Here is an 11,512-nt window from a genome sequence, read left to right as displayed (position 1 = left end):
CACTTCCTATTTGCGAAGCTTATCCTTTAGGACTACCTACTACCCACTACCTATTTGCGAAGCTTATCCTTTAGGACTACCCACTACCTACTACCTATTTGCGAAGCTTATCCTTTAGGACTACCCACTACCTACTACCCACTACCCACTACCTATTTGCGAAGCTTATCCTTTAGGACTACCCACTACCTACTACCCACTACCTACTACCCACTACCCACTACCTACTACCCACTACCCACTACCCACTACCCACTACCCACTACCTACTACCCACTACCCACTACCCACTACCCACTACCTAACCTCAACCCATCAATTAATATTTGACAGACTATTACTCGGTGAAATATTTGGAGCGAAAAAATAGTTAATGCGATCTGGTTTTGCCGTTGTTTATCATCCCGATTATGTTGCGCCACTGCCTGATGCTCATCGTTTTCCCATGCCCAAATTTAAAATTCTGCGGGATTTATTAATTAAAGACGGGGTGATTGAACCAGAGCAGATTTTTGCCCCAGAATTACCAGATTTAGACTTAATTCAGTTAGTCCACACTCCCGAATACGTTCAGGCATATTGCAATGGAACATTAGAATATAAAGCTCAACGACGGATTGGTTTACCTTGGAGTAAAGCCTTGGCTCATCGAACTCAAATTGCGATCGGCGGGACGATTTTGGCTGCCAAGCTAGCTTTAAACTATGGCTGTGCTTGCAATACCGCTGGGGGGACACATCACGCTTTTCCTAGCTATGGATCGGGGTTTTGTATCTTTAACGATTTGGCGATCGCTGCTCGCGTTTTACAGCAGCTTGGCTTAGTTAAACAGATCTTGATTATCGATTGTGATGTACATCAAGGAGATGGGACAGCCTATATTTTTCAAGATGACAGCAGCGTGTTTACTTTTTCCATGCACTGCGAGGCAAATTTTCCTGGGAGAAAACAACAGAGCGATCTGGATGTTCCTTTACCCATTGGTTTAGATGACGACGGTTACCTCCAAATTTTAGCCAGCTATCTAGGAGATTTATTGACCCAAGTCAAGCCAGATTTAGTTTTATTTGATGCAGGAGTAGATACTCATGTCAGCGATCGCTTGGGTAAATTGTCCTTGACTGACTGGGGTATTTATCGACGGGAAAGAATGGTTTTAAGCACCTGCAAAGCAGGAGGCTATCCTGTAGCTAGCGTGATTGGTGGAGGTTATGGGAAGGATATATCTGCATTGGTATATCGTCACTCTTTGTTACATCGTGCAGCTCAAGAAGTTTATCATTAGAAAAAAGATTAGAGGTAGTTCATAAGTACTTAGGTAAAATTAATTATGGTCATTTTAAGCTAAAGGTGTGAAATTCTCGATGATCTACTATTTTTTCTCTATATTGATGCACACTTGTAAATACGTCGGTGTTTTTGATAGTTGAGCTTGGCTTCATCGAGGGAGGCGATCGCTTTCACCATTTTGAGGGATTATCTGGATGTAATTGATCTCTTTCCCATGACATTATTAACTATTACTGAGATGCATGACCGATTAATCGTCGCAACGGCAATGGTTTTATAAAATCGAGGAGATAAAACAGCATTACTAACCTGCGATCCGTAGGCTACGCGAAGCGCGACGCGAAGCTAGTCCTTTAGGGTAATCGCAATATTACAGCATCGGGTTTAATCAGTCTCATATTATTATTTACTGCCTTCTTGTCGTCGATCAACCAGAAGACCAGTAGCATATTTATGAAGGATACTAGAGATTAGTGTCTGATAGGGAATTCCTTCTTCGATAGCTTTTGCTTGAATAGCATCTAGATCGAAAGATGAAAGCCTCAAAGTAATTCGTTTATCTTTAGCTAGAGTAGCCTTGGCATAGCCACGAAGTTGTGCCAAACGAGTATGATCGCCAACTGATTGCCATTCTCCTTGTTCAAAAGTCTTTAGTATTTCTTTTTCTTCGCGATCTAGTTCATTCATGGTTATTGCTTTCTCTGAGGTACTGCTTAGTTGCCTAGCGAGAGGGAATGATTGTTTTCAAGAAAAGTTCTGATTCAGTTTCAATATACGGAACAATGTAAGCGTAACCTTGAATCTGCACTACAAGCAAACGCTGGTTTGGATATTGACTTTGATTCGGATGAATATAATCATCAAGTAGATCCCCTCTATCCATCGCTGCCAAAACCGCTTCAAACGATACTCCTCGTTGAGATTTAAGCTTCTCATTTTTGGCAAGATTCCATCGAATAACTTTCATCTTGTCTATTGTATGTTCATTGTACAGACAATGACAACAGCAATATTCGAGACTTTGCGATCGCGGTTTTTCCCCACGGGATTTTGGTTAGTTATGGATAGATAAGATGCGATCGTTGTAGAAGCGAACAGCCGTTTCCCCTCACGCTGTTATTAATTATTACAATGCTATAAAAATGGTTCAGCTAATAATCAATTTATCCACGTAAGTTGGGATAAATATAGTTTTGCTCGAGGCGAAGAGTTCATCGTTCCTTATAGTCTCAGTCGCCTTAACACCTGTGTAATTGTTAAATAAATATTTATTAAAGAAAGACGCAAGTTTTTTTAAAAGATTTGGGTACGTTAGGGACAGGAGTTTTAGTTTAGCAAGCATTTCGCTCCAAAGTGTACTATGTCAAAAAAAAACGAACGAAAAAAGCGAATCCTGCGTATTTTTACGGCAATCTCGGCTATAGCGTTTTTGGGTTCTGCTGGATTTGGTTTTATCCGTATGTTGACTAATCCAGCTCAATCAACTCAAGTATCTAGTCAAGCTGAAGATTTGACGCAACAACTTCAAGCGCAAGCAAGGGGTTATGAGATGGTATTACAAAGAGAGCCAGAAAACCAGATCGCGCTTCAAGGTTTGGTGGAAATACGGTTACAAATGAAGGATTTTGAGGGTACTATCGAGCCGTTAAAGACGTTGGTTAAGTTGAATCCCCAACAGGATCAATATAAAACTCTTTTGGCGACAGTTAAGCAGCAAGTTGATGGCAAGAAAGATGATAAGGCTACAAGTAATTAAGGATTTTAATTAAAAGCGATCGCACCTCTTCATCGGTCAATTCAAATTATATAATTTTATGAAAAAAGCCTTGATTTGCGGTATTTCTGGTCAGGATGGAGCTTATTTAGCCAAATTACTGCTAGAAAAAGGATATTTTGTCTGCGGAACTTCTAGGGATGCCCAAATATCGTCGTTTCGCAATTTATTGCGCTTAGGAATTCGAGATCAAGTTACCTTCGAGTCTCTAGTGCCAACAGATTTTCGTAGCGTCTTACAGGTAATTTCTAAAGTCGAACCAGATGAAATTTACAACCTAGCGGGACAAACTTCGGTCGGTCTATCGTTCGAGCAACCAGTAGAAACTCTAGAAAGTATCGCTACGGGAACGCTTAATTTTTTAGAAGCGATTCGCTTTATTAATGCACCGATAAAATTTTACAATGCAGGTTCGAGTGAGTGTTTTGGCGATCAGGGCGATCGCCCTTCCGATGAAAATACGCCCTTTCGACCTAGAAGCCCTTATGCCGTAGCCAAATCTACTGCTCATTGGCAGGTAGCCAACTATCGCGAAGCCTACGATCTATTTGCCTGTTCGGGAATTTTGTTTAACCATGAATCGCCTTTAAGACCAAAGCGATTTGTAACTCAAAAAATAGTTTCTGCTGCCTGCCGTATTGCTAAAGGAAGCAAACACAAACTACATTTAGGTAATATTTCGGTGAAAAGAGATTGGGGTTGGGCTCCAGAATATGTCGCAGCAATGTATTTGATGTTACAGCAAGAACAGGCAGATGATTATGTAATCGCCACGGGCAGCAGTTTTTCTCTACAAGAATTTGTGATAGAGGCGTTCAAATGTGTAGGCTTAAACTGGCAAGACCATGTAGTAACAGATTCTAGTTTATTGCGACCTACCGATTTAGCGGTTAGCAAAAGCAACCCAGACAAAGCAGCGCGAGTTCTCAACTGGCAAGCCAAATATGTAATGCACGATGTTGTTAGGATGATGGTGGAAGCTAACTAGGTTTTCCTATATTATCGGTTTAAAGATAAATATAGAACTAGCGATCGCCCGCCTTAATGAACCGTGTTTTGAGTGCTTCACCGACTTGACACTTTTCCTTTTTCAATTCGCTCTGCAAGCCAAATTTTAATAACTGCTTGTCGATCGATACCTAAACTAGATGCTTCTCGATCTAGAAATTGAATCATCCATGCAGGCAAATCGAGATCGATTTTAGTTTGTTTGAGGTTAATACGTTGGGCATTTGATAGATCGAAGTACTCTAAAACATCTTCTTCATTGTTGTCAAACTTACGATCTAATTCACTTTCATTGGTTTTCATAAACTTTTACCTCTTCTTTTCTGGCTCTTCTTACTGAAATAATACGAATAGCTTTTTCTCGATAGGTGGCGATCGCCGACCAATGCTTTTGTTCTATTTTACCAATAAATAAATATCGTTTTTCAGCTTCGTATTTTGAAGGTACTCTTAATAAAAAAGGATCTTGCCAGAGTTTTTGTGCTTCTTCAAAGTTTATTCCGTGCTTAATTTGGTTAATCTCACTTTTATTGAGATCGTATTCAAATTTTACGTCCATTTTAATTATCTAACGCGATCGCCCTGACATTGCGATCGCCTGTGATGTTTGTAGGGGTCATATTTCATCGGTTTCGGTTATCGTTCGGGTGTTGCGAATGTTTGTAGGGGCGAAGGTTGGTTCCCCCTTACAGGATTATGCGGTATCCATACGGAGTTGTAAACGTCAATTCATATACAGTCGCCTTAACACCTGTGCGATTGTTGAAAAAATATTTATTAGGGAAAGTCGAAAGTTTTTTCAAAAGATTTGGGTACGTTAGGGGCAAGAGTTATAGTTTTGCAACCATTTCACTCCAAGCTGTACTATGTCCAAAAAAGAAGAACGAAAAAAGCGAATCATACGTATTTTTACTCTAATCTCGGCTGTAGCGTTTTTAGGTTCTGCTGGATTTGGTTTTATTCGTATGTTGACTAATCCAGTTCAATCGACTCAAGTATCTACTGAAGCTGAAGATTTGACGCAGCAGCTTCAAGCACAAGCACGGGGTTATGAGTTGGTATTACAAAGAGAGCCAGAAAACCAGGTCGCACTTCAAGGTTTGGTAGAAATACGGTTACAAATGAATGATTTTGAGCGTATTGTTGAGCCGTTAGAAACGTTAGTTAGGTTGAACCCAGAACAAGAGCAATATGAAACTCTTTTGGCGAAGATTAAACAGCAGGTTGAGCAAAAGGGACAAGGCAAGCAAGATGATAATGCTGCAAGTAATTAGAGATTTTAATTAAGAGTGATCGCTCTTCTAGAGAAGGTGATGAAGTTGCAACTTGAGAGGAAAGATTACAAGGTGATATTGGAACAGATAAAGAATGGAGAGAGTAAGATAATCGCCTTTATATTTAATTGCTTACTGTTTTCAGCACTTATAAAAATTTTATCTTGGCAGGACAAATGCTAACACAAGAACAAATCCAAAAATGTCAATCTAAGTTTAACCTTAGCTATCATGTTGACTTTGCCCATGTTTGTCAGCAATTAGTTGGATTTGAAAATAAAGATGTACTGGAAGTGGGAGGAAGTTTACCTCCTGATTTTGTTTTTGATTATCTTGGTGTGAAATCATGGACAGGAATTGAAACACCAGATTATGAAGAATCACTGCAAGAAGCGGGAGGAATAACTCATAAAGGGACAATAATAAAAAATATTAATAATATATCTAATTATAAATTCAAAAACAATACCCAACAAGACAAATATAAATTATTTCTAGAAAATATTGAAGATTTACCTGAAGAATATTATAACCAATATGATTTAATTTTTTCTCTCGCAACTTTTGAATATATTCATAAATTACCATTAGCTTTGGATAAAATGTTTCTGGCTCTTAAACCTGGAGGCAAATTATTCTCACTTTTTTCGCCTATATGGTCTGCCCATGATGGTCATCATTTACCACAAAATATTGATAATAATGGGAATAAATATAATTTTGGTAATTCTCCGATTCCTCCTTGGGGTCATTTATTGATGAGTCGTGGAGAAATGGCTAAATACTTGTATCAAAAAATGGATAAACAAACAGCAGATCGAATTGTTTATCATGTTTATCAGTCAAATCATATTAATAGATTTTTTACAGAAGATTATATTGATGCAATCAAGCAAAGTTTGTTTACTGTTGATAAATTAGATCTAATTTTAAAAATTCAAATTGATTCTGCAATAGAGCAAAAGCTCAAACTTATGAATCCTGGAAGAACAGAGTTTGCAAATAATGGGATTCTCTTAGTTTTAGAAAAAGATACTAGCAAACAGGCAAAAAAAGAATTGGTATCTTCTGTAAATAACCAAACAACAAATATGAACAACTATCAGTATGAGGATAATTGGCAATTAACAACCCCAGTTGTATTTGTTATCTTTAATCGCCCAGATACAACACAAAAAGTATTTGAAGCCATCCGCCAAGCTAAACCCCCTAAATTATTGGTTGTTGCAGATGGAGCAAGAGCGAATAAACCTGGAGAAGCAGAAAAATGTGCTGCTGCTAGAGCAATTATTAATCAAGTTGATTGGCAATGTGAGGTATTAACTAATTACTCTGATGTGAATTTAGGTTGTCGCAAAAGAGTAAGTAGTGGTTTGGATTGGGTATTTGAGCAAGTAGAAGAAGCGATTATTTTAGAAGATGATTGTCTTCCTCATCCCACTTTTTTCCCTTACTGTCAGGAGTTATTAGAGAAATATCGTGATGATGAACGCATCATGATGATTTCTGGAAATAATTTTCAATTTGGGCGAAAAAGAACTGAATATAGTTATTATTTTTCTCATTATAGTCATATTTGGGGTTGGGCAAGCTGGCGACGGGCATGGACTAAATATGATGATTCAATGCAATCATGGTCAGAATTGAAAAATAGTAGCTGGCTCAATAGTGTTTTGCAAAATGAACAAGCGGTTGATTACTGGGCAAAAATCTTCCAATCGGTTGAAGAAGGGTTTAACACTTGGGATTATATTTGGTTATTCACCCTTTGGACAAATAATGGGTTATGTGTTCTACCAGAAATCAACCTGGTTTCTAATATTGGTTTTGGTTCAGGTACTCATACAACAGTAAATAATAGTCCTTTAGCCAATATACCTGTAGAAGAAATCAAATTTCCACTTCAACATCCTCCCAAAATAATTAGAAATTTAGAAGCTGACGACTTTACCGAACAATATATTTTTAGCGGTGGTAGTAGAAACTCTAAAATGACTTTTATTTCTTATGCTCAGAATTTTGAAGATGTTTTACTAAATCGTATATTTAAATATAAAGTCAAAGGTTTTTATCTTGATGTTGGAGCTTTACATCCTACTTCTGATTCGGTGACAAAGGCATTTTACGACCGAGGCTGGTCAGGGATAAATATAGAGCCAATTAAAGATTATTACAATTTATTTGAGCAAGAACGCCCTAGAGATATTAACCTAAATATTGCTCTAAGTAACTCTTCAGGTAAACTAGATTTTTTTGAGGTAGTAGGGCAACTTGGAAACTCGACTCTAAATAAAGAAATAGCTTATAAAATAGCCAAAGAAAAAGGGTTGGATGTTTCTCAACATACTGTTTCTGTGAAAACCTTGGCAGAATTATGTCAAGAATACGTTAATCAAAAAATCGATTTTCTGAAAATTGATGTTGAAGGACTAGAAGAGGAAGTTATTTTAGGTGGGGATTGGGTAAAATTCAGACCGACAGTATTAGTAATAGAAACAACTTTACCTAACACTAATATTCGCCAAGTAAATAATATTGCTGCTTTTTTAAAGAATAAAAACTATCAACATGTTTTCTTTGATGGAATTAATGATTATTATATAGCGGAAGAATCTAGCGATTTATTACAACATTTTTCTTGCCCTGTCAATGTTTTAGATTTTTATGTAGATTACCGAATAATTGAACAACAAAGACAAATAAATAAATTAAGCAGAATACTAAATCTAAATAATTATCAACCTCGAAATCCTCAGTTTAGTAATACACAGCCAGAAAAAATAGATTTAGTAAAGCCAATAATCATAATAGACGGAATATTTTTCCAACTTAGTCAAAATGGAATAGCTCGTGTCTGGAAATCTTTATTAGAAGAATGGGCAAACAAAGAATTCGGTAAACATATTGTAGTCCTTGATCGCGCTGGTACTGCTCCTAAAATACCTGGCATTAGATATCGCACTATACCTGCTTATAGCTACAACAATACTGATGCTGACCGAGAAATGTTACAGCAAGTCTGCGATGAAGAAAAAGCCGATTTATTTATCTCCACTTATTACACTACGCCTCTTTCTACGCCTTCAGTATTTATGGCATATGACATGATTCCTGAACTTTTGGGCGAAAAACTAAATATTCCTATGTGGCAAGAAAAACACTACGGAATAAATCACGCTTCTGCATACATTTCTATTTCAGAAAGCACAGCCCGCGATCTTCTCAAGTTATTTCCTCATACTTCCTCAGAATTAGTTACAGTTGCTCCCTGTGGAATTCAGAATATTTTTTCACCAGCCAATTATGAAGAAATCAATCAGTTTAAAGCTAAGTACAATATTTCTAAACCTTACTTTGTTTTAGTAGGCGATCGCGTAGGAGTTAATGGTTATAAAAACACTTCTTTGTTCTTTAATGCTTTCTCGCAAATTCCTAACTCCCAAGATTTTGAAATTGTTTGCATAGGTAGTCAATTAGTACTAGAACCACAATTAAAAGCTTATATTCCAGATGCTACCGTTCATCTACTCAAATTAGATGACAATGAATTAAGAATAGCTTATTCTGGCGCGAGTGCTTTAGTTTATCCATCTAAATATGAAGGTTTTGGCTTACCTGTTTTAGAAGCGATGGCTTGTGGTTGTCCTGTTATTACTTGTCCTAACGGTTCAATTCCTGAAGTGGGAGGAGAAGCTGTTTTATATGTAGATAGCGATGATGTAAACGAACTCATTGATAAACTGCTTGATGTCCAACAGCCTGAAGTTCGTCAAAGTTTGATTGCTGCTGGTTTAGAACAAGCGAAAAAGTTTTCTTGGTCATCAATGGCGGAACAAGTAAGTAAAGCTTTGTTAGAAGCTGTCGATCTTCCTCCTACAAAATTGATCGATGCACCTATCTCAATTAAAGAACTTACTTGTTGGATTGAGCAATACCAAAAAGATTTATCCAATTTATCTGCATTAGAAAGATTGCAACAAGTAAGAAAGCAGCTTGCAGACTTATGGCTAGAATTACCAGCAGAAGAAATAGCGATCGCTTATAGAAGTGAAATAGGTAAAACTCATAAATTATTGCTCGATAGTGGAATAAGAAATAAACAATTAACTGATAACGAACAAGCTTTTGCTACTAACTTGCTCTCCCATATTGATGAAAAATTAGATAATCCGAAAGCAATTCAGTATTTGCTCGCATTAATGCAATATCAATATCCTAGTGAATTATCAGATTGGTTTGATTTGAACGCTATTCCTCATTGGCTGCTTCAAGACTATTTAGGATTTATGCTCTTTTCTCCTGCTTATTTTCAAGAGACAGGAGAAGCAAATAGTTACTACCGCTATCTAGAACAGTTTGTTGATTTCATTCATAGCAACATTTTCAGTAATCCTGATTCACAACTATGGCCGAATGTAGCTACTTATTTTGCTGAAAAAGCCAATTTTATACCTTTATATTTTAATGAGGACAATTTAAAAAATATCTATCAAAAACGAGCGGAAGTAATTGAATTTTATCTAAAAAACAGGAATTTACCTATCGAGTACGAATTTGCAGAGCGATCGCTACAAAGGCAAAAAATACGTTTAGGGATTCTTGCTTATCATTTTGGCGTGCAAACAGAAACTTTTGCTACTTTACCTATATACAAATATCTAAACAGAGATTTATTTGAAGTAATTTTATTTCCAATAAAAATGAGCAATCATCGTCTAGAAAGATATTGTGGGGGTCATTCAGACGAGCTTATCATACTGCCAAATAATCTTCAGGAACAAGTACAAACTATCCGAGAAGCAGATCTAGATATTCTCTTTATCTCTACCAACTTAACTGCGGTAACTAATCAAATTACCTTACTTGCTTCTCACAGACTGGCAAGAATTCAAATAGTTGATGCTAACTCTCCAGTATCTACTGGAATGCGTTATGTAGATTACTACATTTCTAGTAAACTATCCGAACCAAAGGAAAATGCTCAAAGTCATTATACAGAGAAACTAATTACTTTAGATATTCCTCCTCAATGTTTTGATTTTGCCACTGAAGAACAAATTGTAGCAACAACTTCTGTTAGTCGAGATAGCTTAGGTATTGATCCGAATGCTGTTGTCTATATTTCTGGTGCTAACTTCTACAAAATACTTCCAGAAGTAGAATTAACTTGGACAAAAATTATCAACCAAGTTCCCAATTCAGTTTTAGTACTATATCCATTTAATCCTAATTGGTCGTCTTCTTATCCTGTTACTGCTTTTCGTAAACGGATCAATAATACCTTGGCTAAATATGGTTTGTCAGAAGAACGCTTAATTATCCTCGATCCAGCACCCAATCGTGCTGACGTGCAAGAACGCTTAAAGCTCGCTGATGTATACTTAGATTCTTATCCTTATTCTGGGATGACTTCTTTAATCGATCCTTTAAAAGTAGACTTACCTTCAATTGTCTTAGAAGGCAAAACATCTCGTTCTCAAAAAGGTGCATCCTTGTTACGCAGTCTACAAGTAACAGACTTAATCACAGATAGCGAAGAATCTTACATCCAGTTAGCCGTAAAACTCGGAACGAACCCCGAATTAAGAAAGCAAAAAAGCGATCGCATTAAGCAAAAAATGCAGCAAAACCCCAGCTTCTTAGACAGTCGCTCTTACTCTGCTCAAATGGGTGCTTTATTCCAACAACTCTTTCAACAAGATCGAGCAAAAAATCTGATTGATCGACTGGGATTAAGAGACATTAACCTGGTTATGTTCCCAGACTGGCATCAATCAGAAGAATCTCTCTACGAAAATTTTGCCAATGTCTTGAAAACTATGTCTAGCAATACCGATAAAAGTCGAATAACTTTACTTATAGATACCGATGGTATCGATGGAGAAGATGCTAACTGGCTATTTTCTAGCGTGGCGATGAATTTATTAATGGAAGAAGCAGTAGATATTGCTGACGAATTAGAAGTTTCTTTACTCGACGATCTAACCGAAAATGAATGGGAACTTCTATTATCTCTTCTGCAAGGAAGGATTAGTTTAGACAATGAAAACCAAAATGCGATCGCCAAAGCTAAAGCGCAATCTCTTAAGGTATATAGCTGATTTTTGCCATGTGCGATCTCTTCTGTTATTAAGGAGACAGGGAAGACAAGGGAGATAAGGGAGAA

At 37.0% G+C, this 11,512-nt stretch carries 10 protein-coding genes; 6 read left to right on the top strand and 4 right to left on the bottom strand.

All coding sequences use genetic code 11. From position 1 onward, the window contains the following. Positions 1–373 precede the first annotated feature (373 nt). Positions 374–1,285 carry a histone deacetylase gene (locus C7B62_RS16200; RefSeq protein ID WP_106238862.1) on the top strand — a complete coding sequence of 304 codons (912 nt, stop codon included), beginning with the start codon at positions 374–376 and terminating at the stop codon, positions 1,283–1,285. Positions 1,286–1,432: 147 nt separating this feature from the next. After that, entirely contained in the window at positions 1,433–1,570 is a 138-nt protein-coding gene (locus C7B62_RS25760) for a hypothetical protein (protein WP_158260695.1), read from the top strand. A gap of 122 nt (positions 1,571–1,692) precedes the next feature. Here the strand turns inward: C7B62_RS25760 and C7B62_RS16195 are convergent, their stop codons facing one another. Beyond that, entirely contained in the window at positions 1,693–1,977 is a 285-nt protein-coding gene (locus tag C7B62_RS16195; protein ID WP_106238860.1) for an antitoxin, read from the bottom strand. A 34-nt stretch (positions 1,978–2,011) separates the two neighbouring features. After that, positions 2,012–2,257, bottom strand: coding sequence for a toxin (locus tag C7B62_RS16190; RefSeq protein WP_106238855.1), 246 nt, complete (start codon positions 2,255–2,257; stop codon positions 2,012–2,014). 393 nt (positions 2,258–2,650) lie between these two features. Here C7B62_RS16190 and C7B62_RS16185 point away from each other — a divergent pair, with 393 nt between their 5' ends. Together C7B62_RS16185 and C7B62_RS16180 are read left to right on the top strand one after the other, a co-directional pair. After that, positions 2,651–3,046, top strand: coding sequence for a lipopolysaccharide assembly protein LapB (locus tag C7B62_RS16185; RefSeq protein WP_106238851.1), 396 nt, complete (start codon positions 2,651–2,653; stop codon positions 3,044–3,046). Between the two features lie 58 nt (positions 3,047–3,104). Then, positions 3,105–4,052 (top strand): GDP-mannose 4,6-dehydratase, encoded by a 948-nt coding sequence (locus tag C7B62_RS16180; protein WP_106238847.1) that lies wholly within the window; start codon positions 3,105–3,107, stop codon positions 4,050–4,052. A 77-nt stretch (positions 4,053–4,129) separates the two neighbouring features. Here the strand turns inward: C7B62_RS16180 and brnA are convergent, their stop codons facing one another. Beyond that, on the bottom strand, positions 4,130–4,375 hold the full coding sequence (gene brnA / locus C7B62_RS16175; protein WP_106238844.1) for a type II toxin-antitoxin system BrnA family antitoxin: 246 nt from the start codon (positions 4,373–4,375) through the stop codon (positions 4,130–4,132). After that, positions 4,362–4,631: a BrnT family toxin gene (locus C7B62_RS16170; RefSeq protein WP_106238840.1), complete on the bottom strand. Its 270-nt coding sequence runs from the start codon at positions 4,629–4,631 to the stop codon at positions 4,362–4,364. Before C7B62_RS16170 ends, brnA begins: the two co-directional genes overlap by 14 nt. A gap of 307 nt (positions 4,632–4,938) precedes the next feature. On the opposite strand from C7B62_RS16170, the gene C7B62_RS16165 reads away from it, so the two are divergent. Together C7B62_RS16165 and C7B62_RS16160 are read left to right on the top strand one after the other, a co-directional pair. Next, a complete protein-coding gene (locus tag C7B62_RS16165) occupies positions 4,939–5,346 on the top strand; it encodes a lipopolysaccharide assembly protein LapB (protein ID WP_106238837.1) in 408 nt (135 codons plus the stop codon). 176 nt (positions 5,347–5,522) lie between these two features. Next, positions 5,523–11,447, top strand: coding sequence for an FkbM family methyltransferase (locus tag C7B62_RS16160; RefSeq protein ID WP_106238833.1), 5,925 nt, complete (start codon positions 5,523–5,525; stop codon positions 11,445–11,447). Positions 11,448–11,512: the final 65 nt, after the last annotated feature.

The sequence above is a fragment of the Pleurocapsa sp. CCALA 161 genome, assembly GCF_003003995.1.
In the GTDB taxonomy this organism is placed as follows: domain Bacteria; phylum Cyanobacteriota; class Cyanobacteriia; order Cyanobacteriales; family Xenococcaceae; genus Waterburya.
Note: the sequence above shows the minus strand (reverse complement) of the source record. Positions and strands in the feature narration are given on the sequence as shown.

What these genes read in the sequence shown, in the direction of transcription:
- C7B62_RS16200 (WP_106238862.1), top strand. Translation starts at nt 374, where the DNA reads ATGCGATCTGGTTTTGCCGTTGTTTATCATCCCGATTATGTTGCGCCA.
- C7B62_RS16195 (WP_106238860.1), bottom strand. Translation starts at nt 1,977, where the DNA reads ATGAATGAACTAGATCGCGAAGAAAAAGAAATACTAAAGACTTTTGAA.
- C7B62_RS16190 (WP_106238855.1), bottom strand. Translation starts at nt 2,257, where the DNA reads ATGAAAGTTATTCGATGGAATCTTGCCAAAAATGAGAAGCTTAAATCT.
- C7B62_RS16185 (WP_106238851.1), top strand. Translation starts at nt 2,651, where the DNA reads ATGTCAAAAAAAAACGAACGAAAAAAGCGAATCCTGCGTATTTTTACG.
- C7B62_RS16180 (WP_106238847.1), top strand. Translation starts at nt 3,105, where the DNA reads ATGAAAAAAGCCTTGATTTGCGGTATTTCTGGTCAGGATGGAGCTTAT.
- brnA (WP_106238844.1), bottom strand. Translation starts at nt 4,375, where the DNA reads ATGAAAACCAATGAAAGTGAATTAGATCGTAAGTTTGACAACAATGAA.
- C7B62_RS16170 (WP_106238840.1), bottom strand. Translation starts at nt 4,631, where the DNA reads ATGGACGTAAAATTTGAATACGATCTCAATAAAAGTGAGATTAACCAA.
- C7B62_RS16165 (WP_106238837.1), top strand. Translation starts at nt 4,939, where the DNA reads ATGTCCAAAAAAGAAGAACGAAAAAAGCGAATCATACGTATTTTTACT.
- C7B62_RS16160 (WP_106238833.1), top strand. Translation starts at nt 5,523, where the DNA reads ATGCTAACACAAGAACAAATCCAAAAATGTCAATCTAAGTTTAACCTT.